Source organism: Gemmatimonas sp., from assembly GCF_044344655.1.
Classification (GTDB): Bacteria; Gemmatimonadota; Gemmatimonadetes; order Gemmatimonadales; family Gemmatimonadaceae; genus Gemmatimonas.
Map to the genome: position 1 here is coordinate 1 of NZ_JBIJCN010000030.1, position 14,934 is coordinate 14,934.

Genomic DNA, 14,934 nt, shown 5'->3' on the forward strand with positions numbered 1-14,934 from the left:
ACGTATGACATTTTCTCGCGCTTGTTGATGGACCGCATCGTGTTCCTGGGGTCGCCGGTTACCGACGACGTCGCGAACATCATCATCGCGCAGATGCTCTTTCTCGAAGCGGACAACCCCGAGAAGCCGATCCACCTGTACATCAATTCGCCGGGTGGCTCGGTGTCGGCCGGTCTCGCAATGTATGACACCATGCAGTTCATCAAGGCGCCGGTGCATACCACGTGCATGGGCATGGCCGCCTCGATGGGGGCCTTCCTGCTCTGCGCCGGTGCTGCCGGCCATCGCAGCGCGCTGCCGCACAGCCGCATCATGATCCATCAGCCATCGCAGAACGGCGGTGGTGGGTCGGCGTCCGACATCGAGATTCAGGCCAAGGAGATCCTCTATCTCCGCAGCAAGATGAACGAGCTCATGTCGAAGCATACCGGTCGCCCGATCGAGCAGATCGAGCGTGACACCGACCGCGATCGTTTCATGAGCGCGGAAGATGCCAAGGTGTACGGTCTGGTGGACAACGTGATCCAGCACCAGGCGGAGCTCGTCGCGGCCAAGTAAACGGGCGCGGGGTGCGTGCCTTCTCTTGATTCCCCGAAGGGGGCGCCATGCACAGGGCGCCCCCTTTGTTGTGACTCCGGACCTCCCCACCGCCATGCCGTGCGCGGCGCGCGTCAGCGGCGGCGCACCTTCATCATGATCTCGACCGCCGGGCGCGTGGTAAGGCGCGCATAGGGCCGCACGGTCGCCGGCTCGAGCGCGTCGAAGTCGAAGCGCCGGGCGAGGCGGGCTATGATCAGCGCCGTCTCGATGGTGGCGAATGCCGCGCCCACGCAGATGCGCGGTCCCGATCCGAACGGGAGATAGCTCCCGGGCACCTGCCTTGATTCACGCTCGGGGAGGAATCGATCGGGGTCGAACCGGTCCGGCTGATCCCACAGCTTCTCGTGACGATGCATGCTCCACGGCGCGATCATCAACATCGTGCCCCGCTTCACCCGCCGGCCGGCGATCTCGGTGTCTCTGCCGGCCACGCGTGGCAGGAACGTGATCGGCGGATAGAGGCGCAACACCTCACGGAAAAAATTGCGGACGTACGGGAGCCGCTTCGTGTGCTCCAGCAGCACCGGGCCGTTACCGACGACCGCCTCGACTTCCTCGCGAATGCGCGTTACCACCTCGGGTCGCTGCGACAGGATGAAGAACGCCCACGTGAGCGAGCTCGCCGTGGTCTCGTGCCCCGCCAGGAAGAACACCCCCAGCTGATCGATCAAGCCCTCGCGATCGAACGGCTTGCCGGTGTCCGCATCGCGCGCCTCGAGAATGGCGCCGGCGATATCGTCGTACTCGGGGTGCTGCAACCGCGCATCGAGCATGGTGCCCAGATGCAGCCGTATGCGCGCGCAGGCCTGACGCACGGGCTCGGGCTGCTGATGCGGCGACCACGGCTTGTCCCACAGAAGCCGCTTGAGGTCGATACTCCCCACCTGCCGCTCGAAGCGCATGAAGTCCTCGAACACATCGTGCGACGTCTGCCCGGCGAGCGGCACCGAAAAAATCGTGCGTGTGATGACGTCGGCCGTGAGGTGACTCATGGCGGCATCGAGCGAGAACGTCTCCGCCGCGGCGGCCTGCTCGGCGAGACGCTGCTCGTAGTCATCCACCGCCGCCGCCATAAAGTCGAATGCGCGATTGATGCGCATATGCGAGAAGGCCGGATCCACCATCTTGCGCTGCCGCCTCCAGGTGTCACCGCTGGTGACAAACATGGAGTTCCCCACCAGGTCCTCGAGCGCTTCCACGAACAGGTCGTTCTTCGGGAAGGTGTCGTGGTCGGTGAGGATGCGACTGACCCACACGGGGTCGTTGACCAGCAGGATGCCGCGGCGCGTGTAGCCGAGCGGCGTGACCATCTCCCGGTAGGCGAGGTCGGGGAGGAGGCTCAGCAGGTCCTTTTCGCGGCGCCACATGAGGCGCAGCAGCGAGGGGACCGGCGGCCGCGGCGTGGGCGCCGGCGGGCGCCAGAACGAGGAGCCGGGGGTGGGAGGGATCACGTCTCAGGCCTTCGCACTGGCGGACACCTGACGGTGGCGCATGAAGGCGATGCGGATGCGGGCCTGATGGTAGATGATGATGACCAGTCCCACCACGAGCGGGATGGCCCACATGCGCGGGTTGAGGGCCTGCCCCGGGCTGAGCCGCACGAAGCCGAAGGCCATGAAGGCGGTGTAGACCGAAATACCGCTTCCCACGATCGCCTTGACGTGCTCGAGCTGATAGGCAATGCGACGGGGCTCGTCGGTGTAGATGAACCAGAGGTTGGTGAGGCCAGACGCCACGCCAACGATCGAGAAAGCCATCATCAACCCCTCATCGATGAGCCAGCCCCGGTAGGCGCAGACGAGCGCGGCAAAGATCGTGAAGACGTTGAGCGCCACGTTGCCCCAGTGGCGGTTGGCGAGGTGGTGCTTCTTGTTCCGGATGGTCACGACACCATGCCAGACCAACTGGATCGTCAGAATGGCCAGATAGAGCATCATCCAGCCGAAGATCCCCTCGATGCGAGATTGTGGCCAGTTGAGCGCGACCTGCTTGGGGTGCGTGTCGAGTGGCGCGAGCAGGGTGGTGCTCGCCATGCCGATCGCCATGCTCGCCGTAACCATCATGAGGCGGGAAAAGAGCATCCCGAACTTCCGATGGGTGGGACTGCCTTTTTTGCCGATGGTCGGGATCCAGAAAAGGATCAGCCCGACGGCACCGGTCGTGATGTGCACCACCAGGAAGGCTTCAAACGGCCACATGCGGAACCTTGGTACCCTGTGACGGGAAGTGGGGTAGGACGCGGGTATGGGGAGTCTGGGGGCACGGGGGCGATGACGCCACTGTGAACACCCCAACAGGCACCGTGGACCCGCGCTCCCTCAATCTGTGCTGGCGTGGGGTTTTCCGGGCAGGCGCCGAGACTCCCAACGATGCGGATTCGCTTGACCCTGCCGGTCTTGCAGGGTTAACTCTACCTGCTGTGCGGCGGCGTCGTGCCGTACGCCCACACTGCTGGACGGGGGCCATCAGGCCCTCGGCTGCCCACCGGACCGGAACGCCATGTCCCACGACAAACATCTGCGCTGCTCTTTTTGCGGAAAGTCCAAGGACGCCGTCCGGAAGTTCATCTCGGGCCCTTCGGTCTACATCTGCAACGAGTGCATCGCCCTCTGCAATGAAATTCTGGCGGAGGATGAGGAGCGGGAAGTCGCGGAATCCATCACGCAGGTGCCCACCCCGCGTGAAATCAAGAATATCCTCGATCAGTACGTGATCGGTCAGGAGCAGGCCAAGAAGGCGCTCTCGGTGGCGGTGTACAACCACTACAAGCGCATCAACGCCGCCAGCACCGCACGGGAGGACGACGTCGAACTCGACAAGTCCAACATCCTGCTGATCGGCCCGACCGGTACGGGCAAGACGCTGCTCGCGCAGACGCTCGCCCGCATTCTCGATGTCCCGTTCACCATTGCCGACGCCACCACGCTGACCGAGGCGGGCTACGTGGGCGAGGATGTGGAGAACATTCTGGTGCGGCTGCTGCAGGCCGGCGACTTTAATGTCGCCGAATGCGAGCGCGGCATCGTGTACATCGACGAAATCGACAAGATCGCGCGCAAGTCGGAGAACCCCAGCATCACGCGCGATGTGTCGGGCGAAGGGGTGCAACAGGCGCTGCTCAAGATTCTCGAGGGCACCGTCGCCAGTGTGCCGCCGCAGGGTGGTCGCAAGCACCCCCAGCAGGAATACATCCAGATCAACACCAAGGACATCCTGTTCATCTGTGGTGGGGCCTTCGACGGGCTCGAGAAGATCATCGAAGCGCGCACCGGTCGTCGCCAGCTGGGCTTCGATACGAAGCCGGCGGCGGACAGCAAGGTGGTCTCGATCAAGCAGACCACGCCCAAGACACCGTTCGCCGAAGTGGAGCCGGACGACCTGCTCCGATTCGGCATCATTCCCGAACTCGTGGGCCGTTTGCCCGTCTGCGTGCCGCTCGAGGCACTCGACGAAGACGCGCTCGTGAGTATCCTCAAGGAACCGAAGAACGCGCTCACCAAGCAGTACCAGCGCCTCTTCGACCTTGAGGAAGTGAAGATCACGTTCGAGGAGTCGGCGCTGCGTGCCGTGGCCGCCAAGGCCCTCAAGCGTGGCACCGGGGCGCGCGGCCTGCGCGCCATCCTCGAGGAGACGCTCCTCGACACCATGTTCGAACTGCCCACCCGCGACGATGTCGTGGAGGTAAAGGTGACCGATGCGGCAGTGCAGCACGGTGGCCCCCCTCTCCTCGAAATCGCGCCCAAGCGGCAGAAGAAGGAAGCCTGAGCACGCACCGCACTTCGAGGACCGGCAGCCACAAACTGCCGGTCCTTCCGCTTCGCGACGTGGTGTTGTTCCCCCACGTGGCCATGCCCCTCCTCATCGGCCGCGAGGCCTCGCTGGCTGCGGTCACCGCCGCCCTCGACGGCAATCGCGAGATGCTGCTGGTCACGCAGCGCAACCCCGACGTGAACATCCCGGCCACCGGCGATCTCTATCGCATCGGGGTTCGGGCCCGCGTGCAGCAGGCGTCGCGCCTCGCAAACGGCACCACAAAGATCCTCGTCGACGGCCTTGAGCGCGTACAGGTCTCCCGCTACGCCAGCGCGAAGGCGTTGGCCCGGACGAAGGGCGCCAAGGCTGGCACGCTGCTCGAGGCGCGCGTGGAGCCGCTGCCCTTCAAGCGCCTGCGCAGCGGCGGCAGCCAGGGCGCTGAGACCACGCACGCCCGCATCCGCTATGCCCTCGGCCTCTTCGAGGAATACACGGGGATGCACCGCCGGCTTCCGCCGGAGGTGGTGGGCCTACTGCAGGGACTCGACGACGATGAACGCATTGCCTTCGGCATGGCGGCGCATCTGCAGATCCCCATCGAGCAACGGCAAGCGATGCTCGGCGCACCGTCGCTGGCCGACCTCGCATCGCAGCTCGTGACCGTGCTGGGCGCCGAGCTCGAACTGCTCAGGCTCGAGCGCAAAATCGACGAGCAGGTTCGCGGGTCGCTCTTCCAGAACCAGCGCGAGTTCTTCCTCCAGGAGCAGTTGCGCGCCATCCACCGGGAGCTCGGCCAGGAAGATGGCGACGAGTTCGAGGAGATGGCGCGGCAGATCGCCGCCAAGGGGCTCCCCGAGGCCGTGGCGACGCGCGCCCAGCGTGAGTTGCGCCGCCTCAAGCGCAGCTCCCCCACCAGTCCCGACGCGGCCGTGTCACGTGGCTGGCTGGACTGGGTGCTGGCGCTGCCGTGGACGGCCCGTACGGAGGATACCGCAGATCTCGACAAGGCCCGCACGGCCCTCGAGGGCGACCATTTCGGGCTCGAGGAGGTCAAGGAGCGCATCCTCGATCACATCGCCGTGCTGTCGCGCGTGGGGAAGCTGCCCGGCCCCATTCTCTGCCTCGTGGGACCGCCGGGTGTGGGCAAGACGTCCCTCGGCCGGTCAATCGCGCATGCCCTCGATCGCAAGTTCGTGCGCATGGCCCTCGGCGGCGTGCGGGATGAAGCGGAAATCCGCGGGCATCGGCGTACCTACATCGGAGCGCTCCCCGGGCGCATCCTGCAGGCGATGCGCCGCGCCGAAAGTGTGAACCCCGTCATTCTGCTCGACGAGATCGACAAGCTCGGCGCCGACTGGCGCGGTGATCCGGCGGCGGCGCTGCTGGAGGTGCTCGATCCGGAGCAGAACAGCGCCTTCAACGATCACTATCTCGAGGTGGACTACGACCTGTCGCAGGTCCTGTTCATCACGACCGCCAACTCTCTGGCGAGCATCCCTGAGGCGCTGCGCGATCGCATGGAGGTCATCCGACTTCCCGGTTATCTCGAGCCCGAAAAGCTCGCGATCGCGCGGCGGTTTCTGTTGCCACGCCAACTCACGAGCAACGGCGTACCGGCGGACCGGGTGACGGTCGACGACGACGTGCTTCCCGCCATCATCCGCGGCTACACTCGCGAGGCGGGCGTGCGTGATCTCGAACGCCGGATCGCACGGCTGGCGCGCAAGCTCGCGCGCCGGGAATGGACGGAGCGCACGAGGCATCACGTGGGGCGCAGTGACCTCAAGGCGATGCTTGGCACACCGCAGTACGAGGACGAGGACCTGCAGCTTCGTGACCAGGTTGGTGTGGCCAATGGGCTGGCCTACACGAGTACCGGCGGCGAACTGCTAGAGATCGAAGTGAGCATCGTCCCCGGCCGTGGACGCCTGCAGCTGACCGGCACGCTTGGCGATGTGATCAAGGAATCGGCGGCCGCAGCGCTCAGTTTCGTGCGCGCGCACGCCGGAGCCCTCGGGCTCTCCCCTGACTTCCACCGCACGCGGGACATCCACATTCACCTGCCCGCGGGCGCCACGCCGAAGGACGGACCCTCGGCCGGCATCGCGCTGGCCACGGCACTCACCAGTGCCCTCACCGGCATTCCCGTGCGCGGCGATGTGGCCATGACGGGTGAGATCACCCTGCGCGGGCGCGTCCTACCAATCGGCGGTGTGCGTGAAAAGGGCGTGGCGGCGCATCGCCACCGCATCGCGCACGTCATCGTGCCACAGGGCAACGCCAAGGATCTGGGCGAACTCCCCGAGGATGTACGCACAGGGGTGACGTGGCACACCGTGCGCACCATGGAGGAAGTGCTTGCGCTGGCGTTGCGCGGTGCGATCCCCACTCTACACGAGGAGCGCGTGGTGATGGCGGTCGCGTCGGAGCGCCTGTCATGACGGAGACCACGAAGGATCCCCTCGTCATCCGCCACCTCGACTACCTTGGCCCGATGGCCAAGCAGGGCGGCTGGCGTCCGGACTCCATGCTCCCGGAAATCGCGTTTGTGGGGCGCTCCAACGTGGGCAAATCGTCGCTCCTCAACAAGCTCATGAAGCGCAAGGCGTTCGCGCGCGTGAGCAACACGCCGGGGCGTACGCGGGAGATCCACTTCTTCGACGTCAACAGGGAGTTCGTGCTGGCCGACCTCCCGGGATACGGCTACGCGCGGATCAGCAAGGAGCGCAAGGCCGAGTGGCGCCCGTTGATTGAAGGCTACCTCAAGGACAGCACGAAGTTGTGGGGAGTGGTCCAGCTGCTCGACGTCCGCCACGACCCCACCGACGACGACCACACGATGCTGGATTTTCTGGCCGACCTCGGGGTACCCACTATCATCGCGGTCACCAAGGTGGACAAGCTGCCCCGTCCGCAGATGCGTGAGCGGGTCGAGCATCTGGCGAAATACCTCGGCCTCGACCCCGACCAGATCGTCCCGTTCAGCGCAAAGACGGGAGAAGGGCGTGACGATCTGGCGTCTGCGCTCGTGCAGCTGCTGGCCATGCCCGACTGGAGGAGCACCACATGACAAAGCGTTCGCCCGCCCACTGGATGATGGCCATAGCGACGGCTGTCGTCCTGACCGCGTGCAGCACCGTACATCCCGAGCCGCTGCCCGCACAGGGTTCGCCGCCCGCGGGACTGGGCGGTGTGCAGGGCGATACGCTCGATCCCAACTGGGTGCCCGCAGGCTTCGGTACGTTGCGTCAGGACGACATTGCGCTCAAGACGTCGCCGTCCACCGGACTGCAGGTGCGTGCCATCCCACTCGACGAGCGCATCATCCGCCTGCTTTCCCCCGACTCGTACCGGTCGCTGCGTGAACTCCAGATCAGCAAGGAGGCGCAGCTGCTCGCGATCAAGGAGCGCAATCGCCTGCCAGCCTACTCGATCTGGTACGTGAGCTTCTTTGCGCTCGAGCAAGGCGAGACTCGGTTTTCGCCGCAGGAGTTCATCATCAGCAACACCGGCCGCGATTTCCGCCCGCTCGACATGGTGCCGCTTACCCCGGGCTTCGGCGAGTACCGCCTCAAGCAGCGCGAGGTGCAGTCGGCGCTGCTGGTGTTCGACGGCCAGATCGACGTCAACCAGCCGGTGACAGCGCAACTCGAGAGCACGCCGAGCGTGACGGACTGGAATCAGGTGCTGCAGCGCATCGAACGCGAGCGCGCCCTTGTCCGGTCGCGGGCCGCGGCCAAACGGTAAGCGCCCACTCGTCCTCGGGGCGTCACGGGACCCGCAGCACGTCCTCCACCGGACCTGCGTCGCCCGTGCGCAGCAGGTGTAACACGTACTGCAGGGCTTGATGCTCGCGCGGCCATGCCAGCCGCTCCATGGCCTGAGCGGGGGTGAGCCATTCCCATGCATCGTGCTCTGGCCCCAGCACCACCGGCCCCGCGGCGCCGACAACGGCGGCAAACACCACGGCCAGCTGGATGCTATCCATGGCCTGCAGGTAGAAAGGATTCACGGTAATGGTGTACAACCGCTCGATGGGCAGCCCCGTCTCCTCCTGTACCTCCCGCCGCGCCGCCGCGGGCGGACGCTCCCCCCGCTCGATCCGTCCGTGCACGATCTCCCAAGCGCCTGTGCAACGCGTACCGGCTGCACGCCGCATGGCCAGCACCTGCCAGCGATCGGGGTGTCCGCTCGGCGCCGGCGCCAGCACGACCACGTCCACCACGCGGGCCTCCACGCGGGGACCCTCCTCCGTTGAGCCCATCGGTATGCCGAATGCCATGCCGAATGCTAGAACTTCGCTTGCCCCACGGCGAGCGCCCCGGCGAACTTTCCTGCGATGACTGCCCACGCCGAATTCCATGCAGGTGCCGGGTCGTGGCACGCCGCCGGTGGATACGCCGCCGGTGGATACGCCGCCGGTGGGCTCGCGCCCATCGGCGGCGACTGCGCGCTCGGTCTCTGCACGCCCGTCTCCGCGTTCGCCCAGCCGCGGACCGCCTGAGCGGTGTCCTTCGTCCTCGTGTCCACCACCGGCGACCGGCGCTTTTCGCTTGCGGGGAGTGACGTACTGATCGTCGGCCGTGACCCGGCGAGCGATTTGCCGATCCTCGATCCCGCGGTATCGCGTCGTCATGCCGAGCTGCGCACGGACGACCACGCCCGGGTGGTGCACGTGACCGACCTCGGATCGCGCAATGGCACCTGGGTCAATCAGGCCCGCGCGGGGCACGGGGTGCTGCGCGCCGGCGACACGATCGCCTTCGGCACGGTGACGTTCACGCTGCACACCGCGCCCTCCACGGTAATGCGCGAGCGCATCGTTCCGTCGCCCGAGCAGGCACTGGCCGACATCGCCAACCCAGCCTTCGACGGCCCCACGGACAGGCCGCCGGCCACGCAGCGCCCCACCCAGCGCCTCACGCAACTCGTGCGGATCGCGCAGCGACTCGGTGCCTTCGGCGATCTCGAGGGCCTGCTCGACACCATCGCGTCGGAGCTGTTCACCACCTTCGACGCGGACCGGGTGGCGATCCTGCTGCGATCCCCCGACGGTGGCCTCGACACCCGAATATCGCGCGACCGGCACGGCCACATCCCGCGGCCGGTGCCGCGCGCCATCGCCAACGGAGTGGCTGACCGCCAGGTGGCACTACGCACCAACGACGCGGCCACCGACGAGCGCACCGCGGGCGACTCGGTGCTGCAGCAGGCGGTGAAAAGTGCGCTGGCGGCGCCGCTGCTTGGCGAGCAGCGCACCACGCTCGGTGTGTTGTACGTGGACCACCTGCGCGACCGCGCCAGGTTCGACGACGACGACCTCGCCCTGCTGGTGGCGATTGCCGGCATCGCCGCGGCTGCCGTGGAGCGCGAGACGGCAGCAGCACAGCTCCACCGTGCGGCGCGCGTACGCGAGAATTTCGAGCGGTATTTCACGCCACATCTGGCCGAACGTATCGCCGCGACAACGGCGCGTATGGAGCCCGGCGGAACCCGTCAGCGCGTGGTGGTGTTGTTCAGCGACATCCGCGGGTTCACCGCGGTGGCCGAGTCATTGCCACCGATGCTGATGGCCCGCCAATTGAACGAATACTTCACCATGATGGTGGAGTGCGTGTTCCGCCATGGTGGTGCGCTCGACAAGTTCATCGGTGACGCACTCATGGCCTATTGGGGCGCACCCGAGCCGCACCAGACTGACGCCCAGTGCGCGGTCCTCGCCGCCCTCGACATGCACGATGAGCTCCAAACACTCAATGCACGGTGGCTCGGCGAAGGTCGGCCCGAGCTGCACGCGGGTATCGGTATTCATCAGGGCGATGCGTTCGTTGGCAACATCGGTTCGCCGCGCCGTCTCGAGTTCACGCTGATCGGCGACACGGTCAACGTGGCCAATCGGCTCTGCGGACTGGCCCAGGCCGACGACGTGTTGCTCAGCGAATCCGTGGCCGACGCGCTGGCCGACGCGCTGGCCGACGGGGCAACCAGTACGCACCGCGGGCCGCTGCGGTGCTACATCCGCAACGACCTCCGTGTGAGACGGCACAACCGCAGCGCTGAGCGCGTGTGGCAGGTGGAGCGCACCACATGAGCACGAAGCCGTTAGGACCATTCGTCCTCCCCGAGTCCGTGAAGGTGGGCAGGTCGGACGTGACCGCCGTGACCGATGTGCGCAACGACTTGGTGGCGCTGGTGCGCGAGTACGGCACACTGTACGATTGGGCCGAACGTCAGCCGCAACCTCGTGCACTGCGCGGCCGGGCGCCCGTCTACGTGGCACCACTGCCCTCTTCCGGCGTACCGGTCGTGGTGCGCCACGTATGGCACGGCGGGGTGCTTGCGCCGCTCACCGGTGACCGGTTTCGCCGCCCCACGCGTGCCCCCATCGAGATGATGCAGTCCGCCGCGCTGCGGGCCGCGGGCATTCCCACCACCGACGTCATCGGGTTTGCGCGCTATGCGGCAGGTCCTGGCCTTGTTCGTGTGGACGTGGTGACCCGGTACCTGGAGGAGACCGCCGACCTGGGTATGGTGCTCGCCGGTCTGTCCGGGGAGATGGACGGCGAACGGGCGCTCACCGCCACGCAATGCCTCCTGCTGCAGCTGGCGCGCAGCGGCGTGACACACCCGGATCTCAATGTGAAGAACATCCTCGTGCGGGTGGCGGGCAATGGGGAGGCCAAGCCGTCCCCCGTGCCATTGGGCGCCATGGCGAACATCGCGACACACGCCACACCAAACACCAGTGCGTCGGCCGCCCTTGAGGCACTGGTGATCGACGTGGACGTGATCGACTGGGCGCCGGCGCGCCCCCCCCGCAACACCATGGAACGCAACCTCGCACGACTCGTACGCTCGCTGCGGAAGTGGCGCACCCAGTTCGGGTACGACCTCACCGAGCAGCGCATCACGCACTTCCGCGATGCCACCCTTGCGCTGGTGGAGGCATGAACTCGTCCTTGGACATGTCCACGACTGGAACCGCCACGACGCCACCGTTGCCACCGGTCAGGCTCGATCGCATCGGCATCGTGATGATGAGTGCGGTGGGTGATGCGGTGCACGTGATGCCCGTCATTCACGCACTCAAGGCCCACGCCCCGCAGTCCCGCATTTCATGGGTGCTGCAACCTGGCCCCGCGACGCTCGTGCGTGGCCATCCGCTCGTGGACGATATCGTGCTCTTCGACCGTTCCAAGGGATGGCGCGGCTTTCTCGAGACCCGCGCCGCCCTCGCCGCGCGGGAGTTCGACGTGGTGCTCGGACTGCAGGTCTACTTCAAGGCCGGGCTCATCACCGGCTTCACGCGGTCACCGGTCAAGCTGGGGTTCGACACAGCCCGCGCGCGTGACGCCAACTGGCTGTTCACCACGCATCGCATTGCGCCACACGTAGGACAGCACGTGCAGGACCAGTACTTCGAGTTCCTCGCTGCGCTGGGCGTGCCGCACGGTTCGCCGGAGTGGTCATTGGGCCCGTGGAACGACGAGGAGCGTCGCTGGCAGCGGGAGTTCGTGCAGCAGTTCGACCGGCCGCTTGCGCCGATCGTCGTGGCCACGAGCAAGCCAGCCAAGGATTGGTTGCCCGAGCGCTGGGCCCAGATCTGCCACGTGCTCTGGCACGAGTACGGGTTGCAACCGGTCCTGGTGGGGGGACGTTCGCCGCGCGAGCTGGCCGCCGAGGCGGTGATCAGGCGCGAGGCCCCCATGGCCTATTCCGCGCTGGGCAGTGGCCTGCGCAAACTTGCTGCCATTCTGGATGCCTCGGCGGTTGCGCTGTCCCCCGACACCGGACCATTACACCTCGCCGTGGCGCTTCGGACACCCGTTATCTCGCTCATTGGCTACACCAATCCCAAGCGTGTGGGGCCATATGATTTTGCGCACGACCTTATGATCGATGCCTACGGTGATCCGGGCGAGGATTACCCGCTCGACATGGTCTATCGAGAGAATCGGCTGCCACGCATCACCGTTGCCCATGTGGAGGAGAAACTGCGCGTGTGGCAGGAGCGGTATGCCCCGGCGCGGCTCGCGAGGCGGCCGCTCAGGTGAGGACGCAGATCCCCGCGGCGAAGGAATATCCGTAGCCGGCGTCCTCGACCAGCCGAACTAGCCTCGCCAGAGGCAGCCCCATGACCGCGTAGTAGTCGCCGTCGATGCGATCCACCAGCACGGCACCGGCTCCTTGTATGCCGTACGCCCCAGCCTTGTCCATCGGTTCGCCGGTGGCCACGTAGGCGGCGATCTGCTCGGCGGTCAGCGCGCGGAAGGACACCTCCACCGCTTCGACCGCAGCCCACGTCTGCCCTGCATGGGCCACCGCCACCGCGGTGTGCACCGTATGGGTACGTCCGGACAGCTGCTGCAGCATGCGGATGGCATCGCGGCCATCGGCTGGCTTTCCCAGGATCGCCCCGTCGATCACGACGATGGTATCGGAGCCGATCACCAGGGCGTCGGGATGTTCGACGGCGAGCGTATGCGCCTTGGCCCTCGCGAGTCGTTCACAATGGGGCACAGGCGCCTCGTTCGGCCTCACGGTTTCGTCCACGTGCGCCGGGCGCACCTCGTGGGCGATGCCGATCTGGTTCAGCAGTTCTCGGCGGCGCGGCGATTGCGAGGCGAGGATCACGCGAACGGGGGCCACCCCGCTGGTCGGATTGGGAGCACGCATGCGGTAAGTTTACGAGGCACCGGCGCCCGGCGGCACCGGTCGTGTCCTCCGTCCCCGCATCGCATGTCCGACGACTCCCATACGCCCGGCGCCGAACACGGCGCGCTGCCGCACTTCGAAACGCTCGCCGTTCGCACCCAAACCGGCGTGTCGACCGAACGTGAGCATTCGGTGCCGCTCTACCTCACGTCGAGCTTCCGATTTGACGACGCGGAGCATGCGCGGGCGCTGTTTGCCGAAGAGGTACCGGGCAACATCTACAGCCGGTACAGCAATCCCAACACCGACGAGTTCGTCCGGAAGCTGTGCCTGATGGAGCGCGGTGAGGAGGGCATTGCGACAGCCTCGGGAATGAGTGCGGTGTTCACGGCTATCGCCGCGCACGTCTCCGCGGGCGATCACGTGCTGTCGGCGCGCGCAATCTTCGGTAGCACGCATCAGCTCTTCACGCGCATTCTTCCCAAGTGGGGGGTGTCGAGCGACTACGCCGACGTATCGGACCCCGACAGCTGGGAGCGGCTCCTGCGCCCCAACACCAAGGCGATCTACATCGAGACGCCGAGCAATCCGGGGCTCGAGCTGATCGATCTCGAATGGCTCGGGGCACTCGCGCGCTCACGCGGCATCCCGCTCATCGTGGACAACTGCTTCGCCACGCCGTATCTGCAACGGCCGCTCGAACATGGCGCAAGCGCCGTGATTCACTCAGCCACAAAGTTCATGGACGGTCAGGGGCGCGCGCTCGGTGGGGCGATTGTCGGCGACCGCGCATTCCTCGCCGATTGCCGCTTCTTCGCGCGCCACACCGGACCCGCGATGAGCGCGTTCAATGCGTGGCTGCTGAGCAAGTCACTCGAGACGCTCGCCGTGCGCATGGACCGACACTGCAGCAACGCGCTCACCCTGGCCCAGCACTTCGAGGGCCACGAGGCGGTGGCTTCGGTGCGCTATCCGTTCCTGCCGTCCCACCCGCAGTATGCGCTGGCGCGCCGGCAGATGACCCAAGGGGGTGGCATCGTGACGCTCGACCTCAAGGGTGGACTCGAGGCCGGGCGCCGATTCCTCGACAGTGTCCGGCTGGTCACCCATTCGGCGAATCTCGGTGATACCCGCACGATCGTCACACACCCCGCCTCGACCACGCACAGCAAGCTCACGGTGGCAGAACGTCAGGCCGTCGCCATATCGGATGGCCTCATTCGAATCAGCGTAGGATTGGAGCACGTGAATGACGTCATCGCGGACATCGAACAGGCACTCGCGGGAACACCCTGACCGCATTCCGGAATTCGCCAAGAAATCGTTCCCATACCCTTGATAGATCGCTGAACGCTCTCAAGTTTATTGTGCTAACGACCAACGGCACTGACAATCCTTGGTCATTCACCTTGGGCGGCGTCGCGCTCCAGCCAAATCGTTACAGGACCGTCATTTACGAGTTCGACGTCCATCATGGCCCCGAACTCGCCGGTCTGCACCGTCACCCCGCGTTCCCGCAGGCTCGTCACGAAGTAGTTATATAGTGGTATGGCGATGTCTGGTTTTGCTGCGTCCATGAAGCTTGGACGGCGCCCCTTTCGGGCGTCGGAATAGAGTGTGAACTGAGACACGACGAGGAGGGCTCCCCCTGCCTCGGTCACGTCCCGGTTCAGTTTCTGGTCTTCGTCAGGGAACAGGCGAAGCCCAACCACCTTGTCGGTCATCCACTCCACTTCGGCGTTCGTATCCGAATGAGTGAAGCCAACGAGGAGCACGTAACCGCCACCGATTCGGCCGGAGACGCGCCCGTCAGGATGCGCTTCGGCTGATTCCCCTTGTATGCGGACTTCAGCCCGTTTCACGCGTTGGAGTAGTATTCGCATAGGATCAAAGATTGGCTCCGGGACGTAGGGACGAAAGCGCCCG

The 14,934-nt window shown here is 66.0% G+C and carries 15 protein-coding genes; 10 read left to right on the forward strand and 5 right to left on the reverse strand.

The window, feature by feature from the left end; genetic code table 11:
• Positions 1 to 558, forward strand: a 558-nt coding sequence (locus tag ACIQ51_RS09195) for an ATP-dependent Clp protease proteolytic subunit (protein WP_396204745.1), incomplete at its 5' end; no start/stop codon positions are given.
• 113 nt (positions 559 to 671) lie between these two features.
• On the opposite strand, the gene ACIQ51_RS09200 is transcribed toward ACIQ51_RS09195, so the two are convergent.
• Positions 672 to 2,051, reverse strand: coding sequence for a cytochrome P450 (locus ACIQ51_RS09200; RefSeq protein WP_396204746.1), 1,380 nt, complete (start codon positions 2,049 to 2,051; stop codon positions 672 to 674).
• A gap of 3 nt (positions 2,052 to 2,054) precedes the next feature.
• Positions 2,055 to 2,798 carry a hypothetical protein gene (locus tag ACIQ51_RS09205; protein WP_396204747.1) on the reverse strand — a complete coding sequence of 248 codons (744 nt, stop codon included), beginning with the start codon at positions 2,796 to 2,798 and terminating at the stop codon, positions 2,055 to 2,057.
• Between the two features lie 301 nt (positions 2,799 to 3,099).
• Between ACIQ51_RS09205 and clpX the strand changes: the two genes are divergently transcribed.
• The 4 genes from clpX to ACIQ51_RS09225 are packed head-to-tail and all read left to right on the forward strand — an operon-like array spanning position 3,100 to position 8,100.
• A complete protein-coding gene (gene clpX, locus ACIQ51_RS09210) occupies positions 3,100 to 4,365 on the forward strand; it encodes an ATP-dependent Clp protease ATP-binding subunit ClpX (RefSeq protein ID WP_396204748.1) in 1,266 nt (421 codons plus the stop codon).
• 35 nt (positions 4,366 to 4,400) lie between these two features.
• Entirely contained in the window at positions 4,401 to 6,794 is a 2,394-nt protein-coding gene (lon, locus tag ACIQ51_RS09215; RefSeq protein ID WP_396204782.1) for an endopeptidase La, read from the forward strand.
• Positions 6,791 to 7,423: a ribosome biogenesis GTP-binding protein YihA/YsxC gene (yihA, locus tag ACIQ51_RS09220; RefSeq protein ID WP_396204749.1), complete on the forward strand. Its 633-nt coding sequence runs from the start codon at positions 6,791 to 6,793 to the stop codon at positions 7,421 to 7,423. Before lon ends, yihA begins: the two co-directional genes overlap by 4 nt.
• A complete protein-coding gene (locus ACIQ51_RS09225) occupies positions 7,420 to 8,100 on the forward strand; it encodes a hypothetical protein (protein WP_396204750.1) in 681 nt (226 codons plus the stop codon). The genes yihA and ACIQ51_RS09225 overlap by 4 nt, the downstream gene beginning before the upstream one ends.
• Positions 8,101 to 8,122: 22 nt before the next feature.
• Here the strand turns inward: ACIQ51_RS09225 and ACIQ51_RS09230 are convergent, their stop codons facing one another.
• On the reverse strand, positions 8,123 to 8,635 hold the full coding sequence (locus ACIQ51_RS09230) for an NUDIX domain-containing protein (RefSeq protein ID WP_396204751.1): 513 nt from the start codon (positions 8,633 to 8,635) through the stop codon (positions 8,123 to 8,125).
• 57 nt (positions 8,636 to 8,692) lie between these two features.
• On the opposite strand from ACIQ51_RS09230, the gene ACIQ51_RS09235 reads away from it, so the two are divergent.
• The 4 genes from ACIQ51_RS09235 to ACIQ51_RS09250 are packed head-to-tail and all read left to right on the forward strand — an operon-like array spanning position 8,693 to position 12,407.
• On the forward strand, positions 8,693 to 8,857 hold the full coding sequence (locus tag ACIQ51_RS09235; RefSeq protein WP_396204752.1) for a hypothetical protein: 165 nt from the start codon (positions 8,693 to 8,695) through the stop codon (positions 8,855 to 8,857).
• Positions 8,858 to 8,875: 18 nt separating this feature from the next.
• Positions 8,876 to 10,444 carry an adenylate/guanylate cyclase domain-containing protein gene (locus ACIQ51_RS09240; RefSeq protein WP_396204753.1) on the forward strand — a complete coding sequence of 523 codons (1,569 nt, stop codon included), beginning with the start codon at positions 8,876 to 8,878 and terminating at the stop codon, positions 10,442 to 10,444.
• Positions 10,441 to 11,304, forward strand: coding sequence for a lipopolysaccharide kinase InaA family protein (locus ACIQ51_RS09245; RefSeq protein ID WP_396204754.1), 864 nt, complete (start codon positions 10,441 to 10,443; stop codon positions 11,302 to 11,304). The genes ACIQ51_RS09240 and ACIQ51_RS09245 overlap by 4 nt, the downstream gene beginning before the upstream one ends.
• 14 nt (positions 11,305 to 11,318) lie before the next feature.
• Positions 11,319 to 12,407, forward strand: coding sequence for a glycosyltransferase family 9 protein (locus ACIQ51_RS09250; protein WP_396204755.1), 1,089 nt, complete (start codon positions 11,319 to 11,321; stop codon positions 12,405 to 12,407).
• Here the strand turns inward: ACIQ51_RS09250 and ACIQ51_RS09255 are convergent.
• Positions 12,400 to 13,029 (reverse strand): Maf family protein, encoded by a 630-nt coding sequence (locus ACIQ51_RS09255; protein WP_396204756.1) that lies wholly within the window; start codon positions 13,027 to 13,029, stop codon positions 12,400 to 12,402. The two genes, ACIQ51_RS09250 and ACIQ51_RS09255, sit on opposite strands and share 8 nt — an antisense overlap.
• A gap of 63 nt (positions 13,030 to 13,092) precedes the next feature.
• Between ACIQ51_RS09255 and ACIQ51_RS09260 the strand changes: the two genes are divergently transcribed.
• Positions 13,093 to 14,304 carry a trans-sulfuration enzyme family protein gene (locus ACIQ51_RS09260; protein ID WP_396204757.1) on the forward strand — a complete coding sequence of 404 codons (1,212 nt, stop codon included), beginning with the start codon at positions 13,093 to 13,095 and terminating at the stop codon, positions 14,302 to 14,304.
• Between the two features lie 104 nt (positions 14,305 to 14,408).
• On the opposite strand, the gene dtd is transcribed toward ACIQ51_RS09260, so the two are convergent.
• Positions 14,409 to 14,891, reverse strand: coding sequence for a D-aminoacyl-tRNA deacylase (gene dtd, locus ACIQ51_RS09265; protein WP_396204758.1), 483 nt, complete (start codon positions 14,889 to 14,891; stop codon positions 14,409 to 14,411).
• Between the last annotated feature and the right edge of the window lie 43 nt (positions 14,892 to 14,934).

Excerpts from the sequence above, each read along its gene's own strand:
- ACIQ51_RS09205 (WP_396204747.1), bottom strand. The coding sequence starts at position 2,798 with ATGTGGCCGTTTGAAGCCTTCCTGGTGGTGCACATCACGACCGGTGCC.
- clpX (WP_396204748.1), top strand. The coding sequence starts at position 3,100 with ATGTCCCACGACAAACATCTGCGCTGCTCTTTTTGCGGAAAGTCCAAG.
- yihA (WP_396204749.1), top strand. The coding sequence starts at position 6,791 with ATGACGGAGACCACGAAGGATCCCCTCGTCATCCGCCACCTCGACTAC.
- ACIQ51_RS09225 (WP_396204750.1), top strand. The coding sequence starts at position 7,420 with ATGACAAAGCGTTCGCCCGCCCACTGGATGATGGCCATAGCGACGGCT.
- ACIQ51_RS09230 (WP_396204751.1), bottom strand. The coding sequence starts at position 8,635 with ATGGCATTCGGCATACCGATGGGCTCAACGGAGGAGGGTCCCCGCGTG.
- ACIQ51_RS09235 (WP_396204752.1), top strand. The coding sequence starts at position 8,693 with ATGACTGCCCACGCCGAATTCCATGCAGGTGCCGGGTCGTGGCACGCC.
- ACIQ51_RS09245 (WP_396204754.1), top strand. The coding sequence starts at position 10,441 with ATGAGCACGAAGCCGTTAGGACCATTCGTCCTCCCCGAGTCCGTGAAG.
- ACIQ51_RS09250 (WP_396204755.1), top strand. The coding sequence starts at position 11,319 with ATGTCCACGACTGGAACCGCCACGACGCCACCGTTGCCACCGGTCAGG.
- ACIQ51_RS09255 (WP_396204756.1), bottom strand. The coding sequence starts at position 13,029 with ATGCGTGCTCCCAATCCGACCAGCGGGGTGGCCCCCGTTCGCGTGATC.
- ACIQ51_RS09260 (WP_396204757.1), top strand. The coding sequence starts at position 13,093 with ATGTCCGACGACTCCCATACGCCCGGCGCCGAACACGGCGCGCTGCCG.
- dtd (WP_396204758.1), bottom strand. The coding sequence starts at position 14,891 with ATGCGAATACTACTCCAACGCGTGAAACGGGCTGAAGTCCGCATACAA.